We start from the raw sequence: 18,965 nt of genomic DNA, 5'->3' as shown, positions 1-18,965 counted from the left end.
GGAAATGGGTGCCTGGCTCATCCTTTGCCCCCAGCGGCGGGCCGACGACCATAATGGCGGGCTCGGCCGAAAGCAGCTCGCCGTTGCCCTGACTTGATCGAGCATCACCGGACCTTTCCGAGCTGCTGGCGCACGAGCATGCCTCGCTGGCGCTGGCGCTGGTGCAACGCTGCAGCGGCGTTGCGGCGCCGGCGCCGCGCTCGGGGTGAGGCCGGACCAGCCGGTGGCGATCTGCGTCGAGCGCAGCCCGGCGATGGTGGTCTGGCTTTTGGCGATTCTCAAGGCGGGCGGCGCCTATCTGCCGCTGGACCCGGCCTATCCCTGCGCGCGGCTGCGGCAGGTTCTCGGCGATGCCGCGCCGCGGCTGCTGCTGGCCGATGTGGCCGGCCGCGCCGCGCTCGGCCCCGAGGCCCTTGTCGATGTGAGCGTGGTCGATCTGGAGACGGCGACACCAGCCTGGGCCGAACTGTCCGCTTCGGATCCCGAGCCGCGCGCGCTTGGCCTCACCGCGCGCCATCTCGCCTATGTCATCTACACCTCCGGAACGCCAAAGGGCGTCATGGTCGAGCACCACAGCCTCGTCAATCTAGGGTTGGCTCAGATCGGGCTTTTTGGCGTCTGTTCAAATAGCCGTGTCGTGCAGTTCGCCTCCTTCGGTTTTGATGCAAGTGCTTGGGAGCTTGTCATGGCGTTTGGCGCAGGCTCCGCATTGCACTTGCCCGCGGACGAGTTCCGCCAGGCGAGTAACAAACTATCGGACTACCTGCGACGCGAAGCCATAACCCATGCGACGTTACCTCCAGCCTTGCTTCAGGCAAGCAGAGATCCCGGATGTTTGGCATCGCAAGTTCTCATTCTTGCTGGCGAACTGCCGAAGGCTGAACTCGTCCGAAGTCTAGCCTCGGCATCTATCGTCAACGCCTATGGCCCGACCGAAGCAGCGGTCTGCGCGACGGTTTGGAGTTGTCCCGATGATTTTGATGGGCCAGTTGTTCCGATCGGGCGTCCGATTGCGAACACGCGGGTGTATCTGCTGGACGGGCATGGTGGGCCCGTGCCGTTCGGGGCGGTGGGCGAGCTTTACATTGGCGGGGCAGGCGTTGCGCGTGGCTACCTGAACCGGCCCGAGCTGACGGCGGAGCGATTCATCGCCAGTCCCTTTGTGGAAGGCGATCGGCTGTATAAGACCGGCGACCTGGCGCGTTATCTGCCGGACGGCAATCTTGAGTTTCTGGGCCGCAACGACGACCAGGTGAAGATCCGCGGCTTCCGCATCGAGCCGGGCGAGATCGCGGCGCGGCTTTGCGAGCACGCCTGGGTGCGTGAGGCGGTGGTGGTGGCGCGCCAGGACCGGGCCGGCGACAAGCACCTTGTCGCCTATGTGGTGTGTGCGCCCGAGGCCGGCTCGGACGACGAGGATGGCGGCGGGCTTGCCGGCGCCTTGCGCGCGCATGTGAGCGGGCGGCTGCCCGACTACATGGTGCCGGCTGCGTTCGTGCAGTTCGCGGCGCTGCCGCTGACGCCGAACGGCAAGCTCGACCGCAAGGCACTGCCGGCGCCGGCCGGCGCCTATGCGCGGACGGCCTATGAGGCGCCGCGCGGCGCGGTCGAGACGGCGCTGGCGCAGATCTGGGCGGAGCTTCTCGGGGTCGAGCGGGTCGGACGCCACGACAACTTCTTCGAGCTGGGCGGCCATTCGCTCCTGGCGGTGCCAGTTGCTCAGTCGAGCATTGTATCTTGGGTTGAACTTTAACGCCGCCGACCTCTTCCAAGCCCCTGTTCTGAAGGAACTTGCATCGAACATTCATTTGGAGCCACAGCCCTGTAGTCCGGGCGTGATTTCCGTACAAGCAAACGGATCGCAGCCACCGCTCTTCTTTGTTCCCACAGGTTCGGGCGATTGTTCCTATGCCCTCGGTTTGGCGAACGAAATGGACATAGACTGTCCCGTCTACGCTTTACCATGGCCGTCTTTCGATGAAGTTCGTCCACTGACCCTTGAAGCGATAGCTGATCAGGTCATCCTCGCGATCAAAGAAATTCAACCGCAGGGTCCATATCGCTTCCTGGATACTCATCAGGCGGAATCCTGGCTTACGCAATCGCCCAGCGCTTGCTGAGTCTCGATGACGCTGTGTGTTCATCGCTCTCATCGACGTTACGCTACCTGCAAACGTGATAAAGTGCGAACTGCACCGAAGGTTCTGGCACCCAGACGAGTTCAGTCTCGGATCGCGACAATCCCCAAATGTCGGAGAGTTCTGGCTCGGTGATCCAAAGATGGGAAGCATATGGGTCTGCCGCCGCTGCCGATTGACGACCGAGTCGAGCAATTCCAAAACCAAGCTGCATTGGACGAAGCTTCTCATTCGAAAAGCTCAAAGGGACCAGATAGGATGGCCACTATCACCATTGATCAACAGAACATCCTCGTTGGCATCCGTCCAATAGAACCGGCTGACGACTCCACCTTGTACGCTTCCGAAGTTACCTCGTTGGGACTGCCGCCAAAGAAGAGATTTTTCCCGCCATCGGATAGTTCGACAAGGGCAGATTCAATCCTGATAACGTCGTCTATCGGGTGATGTCGGCTCTGCCGCAGCACCCATGGCAGTTCCATCGTTCACGTCGCGGCAAAGGCCCATCTTTCTGCCACCGCTTCTTGCCGCGGGTCCGTCTGACCCAAGCCGGTGCGTTCGATGTCTCCGGAAAGATGCGCAACGCCGGCCGAAGCGGAAGGCTCGAAAAGCGCTTGACTTCAACACGCCGAATAGAGAAGCAACCCCGTTTGCGTACAGCTGCAAAGACTAAGGACGGGCCGCCGCTCAGACCACGGTCATAACGTCAAGAAGGCACGAATGGCCAAAGAGGAGAGTGGCGTCGGAGAGCCGCAGAGCACTGGCTGAGCGAAAAATTTGCGGTTGCCTGCTTCTGCAGCGGGCCAATTGTCGAGTTCGGAACCCAAAATCTCGACAATTTGACAATGCGTGTGGTCAGACAATGCACAAAATCAGACATTTGAGTTGGTACGCCGCTTGCGTGTGAACAACCTCATCGTCCGATCGCTTGTGAGAGCGAGACGGATAGGTTGGCAACATTGAGGAAGGCGGGAACTAGCTATGCCGCGAACTGACGTAGAGCGATTCGTCAACGATTTAGGGAAAAAAGGCAGTCCGCTTGAAAAGCTCAACCACGATTTGGAGGCCTTGCATCGATTGTAGCGATTGGAAAGAGCCTCGACTACAATATCACGCTTGATCAGGTTAAAAGTTAAATTCGATCGAACATTCGACAGAAGTCGAGTAGCAAGAAGCTCAGCGCGATTGCGAGCCGCACGCGTGATTCCAGCGTTTCTGGCTTAAACAACCTTGTGCAGACCACTGCGTTGGCTAATTACGCTTCGGCTGTACCCATGAGTTCTGTGGTAATCGGGGAAAAGGCTACAGTCGCCGCGGTTGTTGTAGTTGTTGTAATTGTTGTTGTGGTCGCGACCTAATGCAAATTTTAGCTCTGAGCGCATTGGCTCCGACGAGCCGGTCTGAAGAAACTGCCCAGGATGAGATCATGCTATCAGGCCTACAAGGGGCAGCTTCAGGGGCTCACCTGTACCCTTTGGCCGAACACTGGCGACAAATTCTCAACCGGCGCACGCCGGAGGAACGGCGCACGTTGTCCCACGTCAAGCGCTTCATGGAGCGGCTGGCCGGTGACGGGAAATTCCGCACGGCGCTCGCGGAGAACCTCGACGCCCCTCGAGCGTTAACAGAGCGCTACGGCATTGAAGTTGACCCATTGGAGATGCTGCCGCTCTGGTGCGGTGACTACCTGAAGTTCCGCATCAAGCCGGAGTCTGCTTCGTGGCCGCTGGCTATGTTGTGGAACGAATATATGCGCGAGATATCGCACCATCGCGACCTCCTGCGCGACCAAGGCGAAATGTCGATGATCGACATCGATTTCATGCCTGGCGCGAGCGCCAAATTCGGCACTGTAACCACGAATTGGGCCAATTGGCGCCGTCGATCACGCTTCGGCGGCCCGCACTGGCTTCTGCTACTGGGCCACAGATCCGATCGACAACCGGACTACGACCGTTTTCTGCTAGACTACCATCAAATCACGGGTGCTTTGCCACAGACGACGACGGCCGCACCGCTCAAGGATGAGGCACTCACCAGGCGCGTGCTCGAACTGTTCAAACGCTTCGGTGGCGTGACGAATCGTTTTTCCGTGCTAAGTACGAAGCATCTCAATCAGATTCACGCGGCGTTTTCGCCCGAGGACCTGATCGGGGTCGAACTCATCCTGCAGGGCAAGGCGGCGCCGACCGCTAAGGCTTTCGTCGGGCGCGCACGCGCGCGGAAAGAAAAATTCAAGACAGCCAGTAAAGATGACGCAACCGCATTACCCGAGGGTTATCCCACGACGATCGCTTGTGTTTCCGGCTTTCTCGTAAATATGCGGCAGGGACGTTTGCAACTGGTAACGCCGGTACCGGGTAGCGAACGCTGGCCTCTCGGGTACCGAATCGTGGGTCAACGTTTGTTCAGGACGCCCGACGAGTTCCGGGAGGGGCTTCAGAGCATCATCGACGAGCATATGCTCGAAAGCCCATCTCCCAACCTACCGATCCGCTTCCGCGGAGGCCTGCAATACGAGGCTGGGTACCGGTACTTCCATCTCCGGTCACGCAACATTGAATACCGGGTGCTCGACGATGTCGTTCCGATTTCCGTTGGCGAACTAATCGCGTGCGGCAATTGTACAGCCTCGGAGCTGATTATGCGCGTCACGACGGACGGCGCAAGCGCCCTTGCTGTCGCCGACATGCTCGATCAGTTGTACGCGGTCGGGGTAATCGAAGAGGACCTCGACGAGGTTTCACTTGGCACAACATTGACGGTATGACGGGCCGCAGGGCGCTGGCTTGTCTACCCCATGCACTGGACGACGGTCCCCACTGGGCTACTTCGCGCGATCAGATGCTTCGGGGAGGCATCACGCAAATCGGCGGTCCGCTTTACAGGCACAACATGCGTTGATGGGCCATCGGTAGATAAATGCGCTTGGCCGCTACCTGCGTAGCCTGTGCTCCTGGGAACGACCGAGGCCCGAGCTGTGGGCGGAGCGGTTTCTGGCCGACCGGTTCAGCGACGAGGCACGCGTCACGGTCTACCGGACCGGCGACCTGGCGCGTTATCTGGCGGACGGCAATCTGGAGTTCATGGGCCGGCGGCGCTAAGCTCCAGCCAACATATCGTGCGCGGCCGAGAAGCTGCACCGCCAACCGCCGCGCCCGGCCGCGGGCGAGTTGCGAATGGTCGCGCCATACTTCTCATAGGTCGGCTCGGCATGCGTGGTGGCGTGCGACGTATCGAAGCAGCCACCCTGGTCGATCGCGACGTCGACCAGCACCGCGCCCTTATTCATGCCAGACAGCATTTCGCGCGTCACCAGCTTGGGAGCCGCCGCACCCGAGATCAGCACCGCGCCGACGACGATGTCGGCCGAGAAGCATTCGTCCTCGAGCGCCTCGACGGTCGAGTAGCGGGTGTGGACCCGGCCGTTGAAGATGTCGTCGAGCTGGCGCAGCCGCGGGATCGAGCGGTCGATGATGGTGACGTCGGCGCCAAGGCCGGCCGCCATCCGGGCGGCATGCAGGCCGACGACGCCGCCGCCGAGCACAGTGACCTTGCCGGGCAGCACGCCGGGCACGCCGCCGAGCAGCACGCCGCGACCGCCATTGGCCTTCTGCAGCGCGGTAGCGCCGGCCTGGATCGAGAGGCGGCCGGCGACTTCCGACATCGGCGCCAACAGCGGCAGGCCGCCGCGATCATCGGTGACGGTCTCGTAGGCGATGGCCGTCACGCCGGAGGCCAGCAGGCCCTTGGTCTGCTCTGGATCCGGAGCGAGATGGAGATAGGTGTAGAGTATCTGGCCGTCGCGGAGCTGAACCCATTCGTCGGGTTGCGGCTCCTTGACCTTGACGATCATGTCTGACTTGGCAAACACGTCGGCGGCCGTCTTGGCGATGGTGGCGCCGGCGGCGCGATAGGCGTTGTCGTCGGCGCCGATGCCGGCGCCGCGCCCGTCTCGACCAGCACTTCGTGGCCATGCGTGACATATTCGCGGACCGATCCCGGCGTCAGGCCGACGCGCATTCGCTCCTCCTCGAATTTCTGATTTTGCGGGGTGGACCATAAAACCATAAATAGCGCGGCAAGTGTTTGCGTATCCGGTTGTTGCCGGGCGCCGCAATCGCTATTCCTTGCGCCAAAATCCGTTCTATTCGCATGAAGCATGAACAATGTCGCTCGACAGGATCGATATCGCCATTCTCGAGACATTGCAGAAGGATGGGCGGATATTCTAACGATGCGCGCACCCGGATGCAGTCTGGCTTGAATCGCCATTGCTATGAAAGACGGCTTCGCGAAATATTCCTGCTCGGCGTCGCCGCTCATGCTGGCGAAGTGTAGGACGGCGATTTACGGCTTCGGCGGCGGTGGGATTTCTACTACCAATACGGCGCCTCCGAATGACAGGCGCGGTACGCCTTCAATCCGAACCCGTCTCTCAGTTCGAAATCCTCGCTGCCGCATGAGGTTGCCAACGCTCTGGCAAATTCTCTGACCAGACAAAACTTTACGGCGGAACCGCTGCCGCAATTCGATGTTTCTCATGCCACCGCAGGCTTGCAGTTGAAGGCGGCAGGACGGGTCGACTGTTGGTACTGACTGAAGCCGGTGGTCAGGTCATCACCGCCAGCTGTGGCGCTTGCCATCTGCGGCCAACCGCTGGACGACGGGCTCAAGGTCTTCGATCGCGATTCGCGTAAGGAGTTCGATCTGATGTTCCATGAAAAAATGGTCGCCGGCGCAAAAATGGGCCTTGAACTGCTTCGTGGTATGCTCTTTCCAGCCGATAATGTGGTTGCCTGTAACATATGGGTCGACGCGGCCGCCTATCGCAGTGATTGGAGCGTCGAGCGGAGGATGGGAACCGTAGCGATAGGCGTTGTTCATCGCGTAGTCCGCCTGGATAATCGGAAGCATCATCGCGTGCATTTCGGGATCTTCGAACAGGGCCTTGTTGTTGGCGAAATTTACCTCCTTTAGCATCTCGACGAACTCGCTCTCGTCGAGTTCGTGTTCGGCCTTGCCGGTCCCGTGATTGAACTGCTGGACGTCAATGGCTAACTGGTCGTCATTGTAGATCTGTGGCGAGCGACCACCGGCCACAAAGAAGTATTCCGGCTGCAGCCCGTGATCGCGGCGTACCCGATGGGCAATCTCGAAGGCCTGGACACCGCCATAGCAAAACCCGAAGAACGCGAACGGTTTGTCCTTAAGGAAGGGCAGCATCTCCGGCACGATGCCGTCGACCATGTCCTCCATCCGCAGCCAGAAGCCCTCTTCAAGGCGCGCGCTGCGGCCTGGCATCTGCAGGATGCCGAGCTCGATGTGATCCGGCATCTTGTCGATCCAGTGCTGGAATACGAGCGGGCCGCCGCCGGCATAGGGAAAGCCGATCAGGCGGATCGGCGCGTCGGGCTTCGGACGCGGAATGATCACCGCGCTCTTGTCGTAGCTCTGGGCGCTGTCGGCCAGGACCGGCGCTGTCGGTACCGCCTCGCTGTCCGCAATACCCCAAGAGTGGCGGTCACCTGCGTCTCAGTATCGGCCGCGATCTCCGCGATTGAGGCACCCATCACGAGCTTCTGGAGCGAAACCTTCATGCCGCTCTTGGCGAGTTTGTTGCGGAACTCAATCGTAGCCAAGGAGTCGAATCCCATTTGGTTGAGCGCTTCGTCCATCGGCAGGCTGTCCGGATCGGCGATGCCGAGCACACGGGCGACTTCTCCGCGCAGGAAGCTTTCGATCGCCTGACCGCGCTCGCTCGGCGCTACCGAGCCGAAGAGCCGCGCAAGTGGATCTGTCGCCTCGTCGTCATTGGTCGCCTGCCGATTCTTGTGCACATTCGACAGAGGCGTGAGCCAAGCAGGCGTTTCCCCGTACTGCTTCTTGGCGAAACGTCGCCACAGGATCGGCGCTGCGGTGAGCGTGCCAGTTGAGGCGAACAGGCCCTCCAGCCGTTCGAGCGCCTCCCGGTTGCGGATCGCGAGCAGGCCGAAATCGGTCAGGCGCTTGCGCAGGCGCTCGTCGAGTCCGGATGCCATGCCGGTTTCCGCCCACGGACCCCATTCGATGCTGACACCTGGCAGACCCTCGGCGTTGCGGCCCTCGACAATGCGGTTCATGGCGGCATTGGCGGCCACGTAAGCCGCTTGGCCCTTCATACCGAGAAGCGCGCTAACCGAGGAGAAGCAGACGAAGAAGTCGGGTGAGAAGCGACGGCTCGCGTTATCGAGAACGAGCGTACCCTGGAGTTTGGCCCGAAGTGCGCGTTCGAGTTCGCTCGCCTCCTCGATCGATCCGAGCGTGGCGTCCTGAACGATTCCGGCGGTGTGAATGATCCCGCCGAGTTGATGGCCCGCCTCCGAGAGATCGCCCAGGATTCGCTCGACTCCGACCTGGTCGGCGATGTCAACCGCATGCGCCGCGATCTCAGCGCCGGAACGGCGCAGGGCTTCGAGCCGTTCCCGTTTGGTGCCGTCCGCGACGGCCCTGTTGAGAAGCACGAGGCGGCGCGCACCGCGATTTATCAGCCATTCGGCCATTAGCGATCCGAGAGCGCCAAGCCCGCCGGTGACGAGATAGGTCTTCTGCGGATCGACCACGCAATCCGTACCGACATTGCGGCTTTCGCTGAGGCGCAGGACATAGCGTTCCTCGCCGCGCACGGCGTAGGCGGTCTCCGACCCAGAGCCACCGAAAAGAATGCCGATCGCGACCGCGATTTCTGCGTCGCTCGGCTCCGCGCCGAGATCGATGTCACCCCCCCACAGATCGGGATGTTCGCTCGCGAGCACCATCGCCATGCCATGTAGTGAGGCGCTGACCAATGAGGCTGGACGAGCGGCGTCCTGAATTGGTGTGTCTGTTTGCGGCACCGCACGGCCGGACTGGCCGACGACCCATATCTTCGCCTTCGTCAGATTGCCATGCTTGGTCGCTGCCTGAACCGTCTGGACGAACTGCATGAGGGTGGCGGCGTGGCTGTGCGCCGCCTCGACGATCTGTCCACTTGACGCGCCTTCCGCGCTCTCAGGAGTGACGATGATCCCCGCGACATACTCGTCGAGCACACCGCCAGATAGACCTGTTTCGACATTCGAAAGAACGACCGCTGTCTGCTTGGGCCCTTCCCGCTTCGCCTCGATCGCCTGAGCCAAACGTCCGGCGAGACCGAGGGCATTGCCCAGGATAATCCAGAGGGCCTTGTCTTTCGGCAGTTGCGGCGCTGACTGCTTTTCCACGTGCCATTCGCGGCGGCAGTGCCATGCCAGCCGGTCGCTCGCTTTCGTGTCAATCCAGTGATGCTGACGCTCGAAGGGATAGAGCGGAAGATCGACGAGCCGGCGTTCATTATCCGGCAGATCGGTGAGCGTATTGATCGCAAGGCCGGCGACGAAAAGGCGGCCCGCGGTCTCGGCGAGAACCTCTTCGTCATTGCGGGTGCGATTGAGGCTCGAGACGAATTGCGAGGGCGAGGCAATGCCATCTAGGGCCGCCTGCGCCATCGGAGTGAGGACCGGATGCGGTCCGATTTCCAGGAAGAGATTCGCCCCAATTTCTTGCGCCGTCATTATGCCCCGATGGAACAGGACGGGCTGGCGAACGTGGTCGGTCCAGTAGCGCGCGTCAGCGACTTCGTCGCCGGCGACCTTACCCGTCTTCGCACTGACCAGTCGGCCATCGGGCTTGGCGAAATCGAGGGTGCTCGCGAACGCCTGAAACTGTTCGAGGATCGGATCCATGAGATGCGAATGAAAGGCGTGCGAGACCTTCAACTGCGTCGTGCGGATGCCTTTTTCCTTGGCGACCTTGATCAGCGTTTCAAGTGCGTCCGTCTCGCCCGCGACCACCGTGCTGGCTGGTCCGTTCTCGGCCGCGATGGCGAGCTCAACTTCGGAGTCCCGGATCATCTGATGGGCTGTGTCCGGATCAGCTGTCAGGACGACCATGCCGCCATTACGTGGAAGCCGACCCATCAGTTCGCCGCGCTTGGTGATCAGCTGCAGCCCGTCCTCGAGTGAGAACACGCCGGCAAGATGGGCCGCCACGTATTCTCCGATGCTGTGGCCCATGACGATCTCTGGGACGAAGCCCCTGGCCTCGAGAACTCGGGCGAGTGCAAATTCGATCGCGAACAGGGCGGGCTGGGTATATTCGGTATCGTGAACGAAATGGGCGAGCGTCCCGTCACCGTATAGGATGTCGCTCAATCCGTGCTTGCGAATCCGTGCGACCACCGCGTCACAGGCGTCGAAGGCTTCGCGGAAGATCGGATCACTCTCGTACAGTCCGCGCCCCATACCTTCGCCCTGGCCGCCCTGTCCGGTGAACAGAGCGGCGGGAACCACATGTTTGGAGAGATCGACACGGGCATAATCGTTTGCGCGAAGACTCTCGGCCAGCCCTCTGGTTGTCCGACCGGTCGCGAAACTCCGATACTCAAAAGCGCGGCGGGCGGTGTTCGCAGTAAAGCAGATGGCGTCGCGCTCGTTGGGCTCTGCCGTATCGAGTCGCAAGGCAAAACTCTTGGCCATGGCGCCCAGGGCCTGTGGCGTGCGTGCCGAAATGTTCAGCGTACGAGGAAGGTCCGGGTGGTGCGGCGCATCATTCGGCTGAGATAAACCGTTCGTCTCGCTCGGTGCTTCCTCCAAAATGACATGGGCATTCGTTCCGCCCACGCCGAACGAACTGATGCCCGCGCGTCGTGGACCCTTGGACGTCCAGGGCACAGCGCTAGTCGGCACGGCGAAGGGAAGGCGATCGAAGTTGATCTCCGGATTGGGCGTCTTGAAATTGACCGCCGGCGGCAAGGTTCGCGACTTCAGTGCCATGACCGTCTTGATTACACCCGCGATGCCGGAAGCGGCGATCGTATGGCCGATATTAGCCTTCACCGAACCAAGGGTAATCGGCGCGACATCCGCCGGCAAACCGGCGAACACTTCGCTGAGGGCTTCGATTTCGATCGGATCACCCAGTTTCGTGCCCGTTCCGTGCGTTTCCAAGTAGGAGATCGTTTCCGGCGCGAGCGAGCTGTTCATGAGTGCTCTTGCGACGACGCTCGATTGGCCCTCGATGCTCGGCGCCGAGAAGCTGATCTTGTCGTTTCCGTCATTGTTGATCGCCGATCCGCGAATAACAGCGTGGATGGTGTCACCTTCGGCAAGCGCGTCATCGAGACGTCGAAGCGCAACCACGCCGACGCCACTCGAAAACACCGTGCCGCTGGCCTCGGCATCGAACGGACGGCAGTGGCCGTCGCGGGACAAGATCATGCCCTCTTGATAGCGATAGCCCGCCCGGTCGGGAATGATTGCAGTGACACCGCCCGCCAGCGCCATGTCGCATTCGCCGTTCTGCAGACCGCTGCAGGCCAGATGGAGACTTACGAGTGAGGTCGAACAAGCTGTCTGGACGCTGATGGCGGGGCCGATGAGGTTGAGGCGATGGGCCGCCCGAGTCGCTAAGTAATCCTTATCGTTTCCCAGCATGGCCTGGAAGCCGGTCATGGTGTCGAGCATGCCTTCCTTGCTGAAATCGTGCGAGCCGGCTACGCTCCTGGCGAAATAAGTGTTCGGGCCGGAGCCGGCATAAATGCCCGTTGTCATCTCGGTCGAACGGACGGCGTAGCCAGCATCTTCGATGGCGTGCCAAATGTTTTCCAGGAATAATCGGTGCTGCGGATCGAGGAGAGCCGCTTCACGAGGCATGATGCTGAAGAAGTCAGCGTCGAAGTAGCTGAGGCCCGTAAGTGGCGCGCCGTGGCGGATATAGTCCTCCGCTTCCCACTGCTCGGGGTCGACGCCCGCGCCGGCGAGTTCAACATCCGACAACTGACGAACGCTCTCGCGTCCGGCAATAATGTTTTCCCAGAACGCCTTGGGCGTATCCGCATCGGGGAACCGGCAGGCCATGCCAATAATCGCGATGGGGGTAGCTCTGTGAATGGGGCCGTTCATTTTCACCTCGTCGCTGCTCCGGCCTTCTGATCTTTGGTTCCCGGAGCGTGTTGTCTGCTGGAGCGGGTCATCGGTGCGCAGGATCAGCGCGGAGAAGCGCGTCCTTTGGACGACATACGCCGGGTTGCGAGTCCAGCCAACGTCGTGTTCGATGCATCGCCCTTCGCCGAGTTTCGCGATAAATAGTCTGCGAGCCCCCTCGGCGAAGGATGCCGGAAGACCAAGATCGCTGATATATTAATCCCGAACTGGCGGCGAAGGCGGCGTTGAAGCTCCGGGACCATGATCGAACGCGCGCCGAAATCGAACACGTTGTCCGAATCCGCGAGCGAGGGATGGTCCAGAAGCTCCCGCCAGTGGGAGGTAATCGCGCCGCACAGGTCACCGCTCTTCGTCGATCCGCTTGTAGTGGCACTGGCAGCCTTCTCGACAGGCGGTGCCGCGGTCTTGACCTTTTCGGCAAACAGCTTTTTCAGCGATTGATTTGCGATCGACCTTGCCACTCGCCGTTTTAGGCATCGCGCTCATGATCTGGACACGGTCCGGCGCCATGTAGCTAGGGAGCATCTTACGGACATGGGCGCGAACTACTGTTTCGAGACAGTCGGTTGGCGCCTGATCTTTGCTCGTTAGGCAGGCGATCAGCCGTCCCATTCCATTTGCATCACGCTCGAAAACCACGGCGACTTCGGCCACGTCTGGGTGATCAGCTATAACGCTCTCAATTTCCCCAAGTTCAACCCTGTAGCCGTCGATCTTGATTTGGTGGTCACGGCGACCACAGAAGAAAAAACAACCACTTTCATCTGACGTCGCAAAGTCGCCGGTCCGATACAATCTCGTTGGCGTGCCGTTAATATCGATAGTCACGAACCGTTCCTCTGTTCGCTCCTTATCCTGGAAATAACCCTGCGCGAGACAAATGCCACCGACATAGAGCTCTCCCACCTCTCGTGACCTCACCGGTCGCGCGTCTTCATCTAAAATAAAGAGTTCGACATTCGGCAGAACCCGACCGATGGGCGGTAACCTAGGCCATTCCGCTGGATTGCTATCAAGCTCGTGACAGGTGACCACGTGTGTCTCAGAGGGACCGTACTGATTGAAGAGCCGACACTCGGGGAGCTTGCTGAAAAACTCGCGCAAAGCGGAAGAGACCACGAGTTGTTCCCCGGCGGTGTGGATTTCCCGTAGACTGTCGGGAAACTGTTTGCGCTCCACGCAATTCGACGCCAATTGTTGGAGGGCGATAAATGGCAGGAACAATCGTTCCACCTGGGCACGCTGTATCTCGTCCGAAAGCAAATCGGGGTCGATCCGCTGTTCATTCGTTAGGATGACGATACGGCCACCTGAGCAGAGCGTGGAGAAGATCTCCTGAAACGATACATCAAATGAAATGGGGGCGAACTGAGCCGTTGCCCCATTGCCTGACAGGCTCGAAAGTTCGATCTGCCAGTTCACGAGGTTTTGAAGCGCTGCTCCTCCCATGTCGACTGCCTTCGGTTTGCCAGTCGAACCCGAGGTAAAGATAACGTAGCCACTGGAATTCGGCGACAGCGCCACATCTCGGTCGGACGATCCAGCACCGGCTGCGCCCACTCCAATTTCCTCGACCATCACCGCCGAGCCCGACGAAACATCCTTGAGGATCGCCGAATAGACGGCCGATGAACTGAGGAGCACGCTCGGGTCCACTTGCGCAAGCATCTCGCGAATGCGACTCTCTGGAAGATTTGGTTCCACGGGAACGTAGGAAACACCCAGGATTTGACAGCCCAGGATCGCCGCGATCCGGTCAACACCGATGGGCAAATGAATTGCGACGCGGTCCAAACCCGCTTCACGTCCAGTTTTTAGGGCGCGAGCTATCTCACAGGCTCGCAGCCACAAATCCATGTAGTTGATCGTTTCTGTTCCGAAAACGACAGCCGGACGACGAGGAAATTCGGATGCATACCAAAGCACGGACGCTGCAATGGTCCGCTCTGAAGGGCCTGAGGCGTTGTCTAAACTCTGCATGACTTCCCTCAGAATGCCGGACATTGCTAAATACATTTTTACTGTATCCGTGGTAAGCTCACAGTCAATCCGGTCAATTAAATTTCACATGTTCTTAATATTTCGACCGAGGTGTGCGGGCATCGCCAGATACAGTGCCGATCCCCTAGATGTTTAGATGGGGTATTCGGCTTTGCCCCACGTCGGTGCGGCTGCGCGGCTGGCCTCGAATAACGACAACGGCGGCCAGGCAGGATCGCTCGAGAGAGCGAGCAACGCCATCTGGTCGATCAGCTTCGTAATCTCATCCAGCGATGACTGTTAGCGCCATCAACTGCAAAACCGACCGCTCCTTTCCAATGCGCTGCCGCCCACCGCGTCCCCCCTCATCCAATGTTCGGATTGATAGAATCCCAGATATTCTCACCGATCCAGTCACCCGCGCACGGGTCTCCTGGCGCTACATATGGGCAAGGGATACAAGCTTGTTGCCATCCTGGGGCACGATTCCGCGTTCCTAGGCAGGGACCCGATTTCCCGCACGATCCGTCAGGTCGGACTTTTCAAGAATCGCAAAAATCTGCTCATGCGCTTCCATGATGTCGCGTTCGAGGGCGTCGGCGGCTGCCAAGCCATTGCCCTTCTCCAACTGGTCAATGATTTCGCGATGATTATGGTGGCCCGGAACAACTCTCGTTTCCTTTCGCCTGAGGCCGAGGACTCGGCCCGCCTGTAGCCAATGCGCCTCGATTGTGTTCATCAAGACCTTGTTTTCAGAGAGATTGTAAACTGCGAAATGAAACAGTTGATTCAGCTTCAGATACTTTTTCACGTCAGCGTTCTTCTCCATATTGAGCAGTTCCATCTTTTCATTGATTTCTCTGAGATAGTTTAGGCTCTTCCCGGCAGATTTCTTCACACCCCAGACTATGGCCTGCCGTTCATTCAGAAGGCGCACTTCCAGAAGATCGCGGAGGCCTTCAGCAGTGATCATTGGAACGCGCGCGGACTGACGCGGCGCCCGTTCGAGTATGTCGATGCCGCTAAGCCGGTTGAGCGACTCGCGGATTGGCATATGGCTGGTGCCGAATGCGACAGCCAGTTCCTTGAGACGCATCGGCTGCCCGGGCGAAAATTCCCCGGACATCAGTGCGTCCTTCAGTTCGGCATAGACATGCTCAATCGTCGAACTTGGGGAAGCCTTCAATGGTGGTATTTCGTACTTCGGGCCTTTTGTCGCCATTTGGCATGATCTCCAAAACCGGTGCCTCGAACGCCCTGTGAACACGTCTCACGCGCTGCATGAAAACGGCGGGGCACCAGCCCGCCCGAGCCCTGATCCGCTGGTCCACGCCTGAAGTGCGGCGCATCGCAAACCACTTGGCAGTGCACCTGCCGCCGAGATTTCCGGCCACGACGACCCAGGGCAGCCGCCATCTCCAGCGCCCTGGTTCCGAAGCTTCGGCAGCCTTAACGATGTATCAGCCGGAGCCGCTACATTGACATATGCTGGGGTGTTACTGCCAACCAGGTCAACACATGGCCAGCAGCGATGCTAAAGCGAATGTCGTAGTGCTGGCCCTCGAGCAATTCTGGACAGATAGTTTTTGTCAGATGCAGTCGTAGTTGCCCGTTTCTAGGCGTCGTTCGTAACTCTGCACAGTCGAATCCGAAAAAGCGCCTTGCCACAGGATAGAGCGCTTTGAAAAGTGTCTCTTTGGCCGAAAAAACTAGGCTCGCCAGCCCGTCTGAAGAGAGGACCACTTGCCGAGCGATCAAGGCGCGCTCATCCTCATTGATGGTCATGTTTAGGATCGCATCCAGAGCATGACCGCTGGCCAGCGCCTCAACGTCGACACCTGCCTGCCAGTTCGCATTGGCGATGGCGAAACAAGCGCAATGCCCACGCGTATGGCTTATCGATCCAGCGGAAGAGGAAGGCCAGAGTGGAGCCCCGCCTAGACCGATTGGAATCTCACTAGCGGCTTGACCCAGCGCCCGCAATGCCGCGTGTGCCATCGCTCGCCCGGCTAAAAACTCAGCACGGCGTATGGCCACCGCTGCGGACAGATTGGCAGGGCAGTGTAACGCCAGCAGGTTGAACAGGTCATCCGTATAGCTCTCGAGATCAAACCTGCCGCGCACCAAGATCGCATTGGGGAGCCCGGGGACATGTAACTCAACATCGGTGAAAAATCCACGTGAACGAGCAGATAGAGCGATAAGTTCGAGATCGGAAAAAGCGGTCATATCCTGTCGCCTCCCCTAACCCAGGTCGCATTTCTATCATGATGTTTTCTGGGGAACGAGTTTGAGTTTGTTAATTTATATTACGAATTCATTAAGCTAGAGTTGTACGTTTAGTTGGCGAAGCCGAGGGCTTGCGCCATTCGCAGGATGCGCCCCGGCCAGGACGTGCGTGTGGTGGGTCTTCCAAGCACCGAGTTGGCTGGGTAGGGTTTGCAAGGGGGGCGAACAACCGGATGAACGAACGGATGATGCTGGATAGGTTGCGCATCCTATTGGGGATTTATACCAACGGTCATGAAGCTCGACCGACGTGAACCCACTCTCGCATTTCGTTGATGTGATTGTTTCGGGGCCATGAGCTTCTGCCAAGCCTCGCAGGCGGCGTCGATGATGGCGTCGTGGGGACGTCCGCGCCGGAACTGGACCCGGATGAGCCAATCGAGGCGGACGAGCCGGATCCGCTGCCCGAAGAGTTCGCGGCGATCGACGCCTTGCATGCGCGCGCGAATGCGGTCCTCGAAGGTGTGGTAGTCGAACGGCTACCTCGATCGGAAGCGGCGCCCGATCGGGATCCGCTGATCTACGACCCGGATTGGGACGAGCGAACCCGGTCGAGGATTGGCGCGCCACCCTTGATCGAGCAATGTCATGAAATGCAAATTTTATGACATTGAGGAATAGTTTGAACCCACCAGTTAGCAGTAGGAGACGTCGGGCCAGACCGTTATTTTTGCGCAGCGTAGCCGACTGAGCGGCAAATACCGACTCTGCTCGTGCGATAACTGCCTTACCGAGCAGCGGGATCCGCTGATCTAGGACCCGGATTGGGACGAGCAAACCCGGTTCGAGGACTGGCGCGCCACGCTTGATCGAGCAATGTTATGAAATGCAAATTTTATGACATTGAGGACAGTTTGAACCAACCAAATTGCAGTAGAGACGCTGGACGTCGGGGCCAGACCGTTATTTTTTGCGCAGCGTAGCCGACTAAGCGGCAAATACCGACTCTGCTCGCGCGATAACTGCCTTACCGAGCTCGCTTGACCTGCGCTGTTGAAGGTCGAATCGAACTGATACGCAGCTCTCCACGGCAGCGGTCTCACCGTTGGACGAATTCACCATGACATGCCGGATGGCAAGCGAACTTTTGCCGATCTTTGTGACGGAGGATCGGATTTTAAGAATGGTCCCCGCACTTACCTCCGCGCGAAAATCGGTCTCGGTCCTGACATCTGCCCATCCAAGGGAGTCTTGGCGGTCATCCACATCCAAGAACCGCAGGACGACCAATGTAGCGTCGTCAAACATGGCCGCGTAAAATCGGCGGTTCATATGACCAAACTCGTCGCACATCCATGGCTGCGCGACGCCAATAAAACTATCGATCTCGTCAGTCAAAATATACCTCACTAAGAGTTGGCGGAAAGTGTCGCATTGTCGGGATAACCCATGCTTGGGCATTCACTTCGATACAACTGCATGGTTATGGGCCGCGAAGACGCTAGTTTCAATTTCAATCGCGCCCACTCACCCTTTTGGAGCTACCCGCTCCAAGTTACCCGAGAAGCAATGCCCAACCGAAGCAGCGGCAGCAGGGATCGTGAAAGGAACCTCGCGAGGCCAAATGAGCGACGGCGCGCATCGGAATGCCTGGGCCCCAACTTAGAGGCGCCCGACGCCGAGGCCGCGGGTCGCTCGCTAATAGCTTCGATCCATATCATTCCACCACCAAGCACCGCCCTCGCAACGCGCGAGTCGCTTTCAAATTCTGCCATCTTCGTTTCGTCCATTTGGAAAACAATGCGCAGCCCAGGAATTGCGGTTCGAGTGTCATGGCGCGCTCGAGCTAGAGCTGTGCGCTTTCTGTATTTTTGTAGACAAAGCTGTCGCGATAGCGTCTCCAGCTTCCTGCAGGTCGGCGACCAGGCTCTGAACAGCTGTAGCGCTGTCGCCCGATCTCACGGCGGCAATTATGTCTGCGTGATGCCGATGCCCTGAAAACGACATTGGAGTCGCCTTCAACAGGCTCAACAACGGCCCATAACGCATCCACAGCAATTCAATAAGATTCACAAGTTCAGGATTTCCGCATCGTTCATACAGCGAAAAATGAAACTTATGATTTAGTTGTAAATACGCCCGCGTTCCTAATGCGCCACGCTCCGCTTCAATATCCATCCGGGCATTTATTTGGGCCAGCTGATCGGCAAGCCCGTTCTCGCCGCGTTCGACCGTCATCGCCACCGCCTTGCCTTCAAGATCTGTTCGAAGGGTAAGTAGATTGCGAAGGCGCCCAACGCTCGCTTCGGGAATGAAGGGAGTTCGCCTCGTTTCGGACTGCAGCGCGCGAGCCATGACAAGTCTATTGAGGGCCTCTCGAACCGGCATATGACTTGTGCCGAATGCGGTGGCCAAGTCGTCGAGCTTCAACTTCTGACCAGGTGCAAACTCGGCCATCATGATTGAACGAGTTAGCTCCGCATAAACATGTTCCAAATCTGAGTTTCTTGGCCGCGGCCGAAGCACGGGAAGTTTGGTCGCTGGCATTTTCACTCCTGATCTGCCTGACACGGACGTGAGCATAGCGAAAATATTTTATTTGATCAACGATCAAAAA

Annotated in this window: 12 protein-coding genes and 1 pseudogene; 4 read left to right on the top strand and 9 right to left on the bottom strand. The window is 59.1% G+C overall.

Features of this window, described 5'->3' with window-relative positions:
• The first annotated feature begins 223 nt into the window (after nt 1-223).
• From RPG13_RS32680 to RPG13_RS32670, 3 genes are all read left to right on the top strand, one after another.
• A complete protein-coding gene (locus RPG13_RS32680) occupies nt 224-1,753 on the top strand; it encodes a non-ribosomal peptide synthetase (protein ID WP_337126944.1) in 1,530 nt (509 codons plus the stop codon).
• 82 nt (nt 1,754-1,835) lie between these two features.
• A complete protein-coding gene (locus RPG13_RS32675; RefSeq protein WP_337127093.1) occupies nt 1,836-2,120 on the top strand; it encodes a thioesterase domain-containing protein in 285 nt (94 codons plus the stop codon).
• A 1,375-nt stretch (nt 2,121-3,495) separates the two neighbouring features.
• Nucleotides 3,496-4,908, top strand: a complete 1,413-nt coding sequence (locus RPG13_RS32670; protein WP_442921378.1) for a radical SAM family RiPP maturation amino acid epimerase — start codon at nt 3,496-3,498, stop codon at nt 4,906-4,908.
• Nucleotides 4,909-5,298: 390 nt separating this feature from the next.
• Here RPG13_RS32670 and RPG13_RS32665 read toward each other — a convergent pair.
• From RPG13_RS32665 to RPG13_RS32635, 7 genes and pseudogenes are all read right to left on the bottom strand, one after another.
• Nucleotides 5,299-6,161 (bottom strand): annotated as a pseudogene (locus tag RPG13_RS32665) (alanine dehydrogenase); the annotation flags it as partial.
• Nucleotides 6,162-6,758: 597 nt separating this feature from the next.
• Nucleotides 6,759-7,574: a thioesterase II family protein gene (locus RPG13_RS32660; protein ID WP_337126943.1), complete on the bottom strand. Its 816-nt coding sequence runs from the start codon at nt 7,572-7,574 to the stop codon at nt 6,759-6,761.
• Nucleotides 7,571-12,097 carry a type I polyketide synthase gene (locus RPG13_RS32655; protein WP_337126942.1) on the bottom strand — a complete coding sequence of 1,509 codons (4,527 nt, stop codon included), beginning with the start codon at nt 12,095-12,097 and terminating at the stop codon, nt 7,571-7,573. The genes RPG13_RS32660 and RPG13_RS32655 overlap by 4 nt, the downstream gene beginning before the upstream one ends.
• 83 nt (nt 12,098-12,180) lie before the next feature.
• On the bottom strand, nt 12,181-12,408 hold the full coding sequence (locus RPG13_RS32650) for an acyl carrier protein (RefSeq protein ID WP_337126941.1): 228 nt from the start codon (nt 12,406-12,408) through the stop codon (nt 12,181-12,183).
• 70 nt (nt 12,409-12,478) lie between these two features.
• On the bottom strand, nt 12,479-14,155 hold the full coding sequence (locus RPG13_RS32645) for an amino acid adenylation domain-containing protein (RefSeq protein WP_337126940.1): 1,677 nt from the start codon (nt 14,153-14,155) through the stop codon (nt 12,479-12,481).
• Between the two features lie 460 nt (nt 14,156-14,615).
• The gene (locus RPG13_RS32640; protein WP_127208184.1) at nt 14,616-15,341 is read right to left on the bottom strand and encodes a GntR family transcriptional regulator; all 726 of its coding nucleotides are present in this window, start codon (nt 15,339-15,341) and stop codon (nt 14,616-14,618) included.
• A gap of 251 nt (nt 15,342-15,592) precedes the next feature.
• Nucleotides 15,593-16,348, bottom strand: a complete 756-nt coding sequence (locus RPG13_RS32635) for a 4'-phosphopantetheinyl transferase family protein (RefSeq protein WP_337126939.1) — start codon at nt 16,346-16,348, stop codon at nt 15,593-15,595.
• A gap of 398 nt (nt 16,349-16,746) precedes the next feature.
• On the opposite strand from RPG13_RS32635, the gene RPG13_RS32630 reads away from it, so the two are divergent.
• The gene (locus RPG13_RS32630; protein ID WP_337126938.1) at nt 16,747-17,016 is read left to right on the top strand and encodes a hypothetical protein; all 270 of its coding nucleotides are present in this window, start codon (nt 16,747-16,749) and stop codon (nt 17,014-17,016) included.
• 319 nt (nt 17,017-17,335) lie between these two features.
• Here RPG13_RS32630 and RPG13_RS32625 read toward each other — a convergent pair whose 3' ends face one another.
• Together RPG13_RS32625 and RPG13_RS32620 are read right to left on the bottom strand one after the other, a co-directional pair.
• Complete coding sequence (locus RPG13_RS32625; protein ID WP_245485569.1) at nt 17,336-17,746, bottom strand: acyl-CoA thioesterase; 411 nt, start codon at nt 17,744-17,746, stop codon at nt 17,336-17,338.
• Nucleotides 17,747-18,178: 432 nt separating this feature from the next.
• A complete protein-coding gene (locus RPG13_RS32620) occupies nt 18,179-18,844 on the bottom strand; it encodes a GntR family transcriptional regulator (protein WP_245485570.1) in 666 nt (221 codons plus the stop codon).
• Nucleotides 18,845-18,965: the final 121 nt, after the last annotated feature.

The sequence above is a fragment of the Mesorhizobium sp. ISC15 genome (genome assembly GCF_037162615.1).
GTDB lineage: Bacteria > Pseudomonadota > Alphaproteobacteria > Rhizobiales > Rhizobiaceae > Mesorhizobium > Mesorhizobium mediterraneum.
The sequence above is the reverse complement of the archived record's forward strand: the minus strand, read 5'-3'. Positions and strand labels throughout refer to the sequence as shown.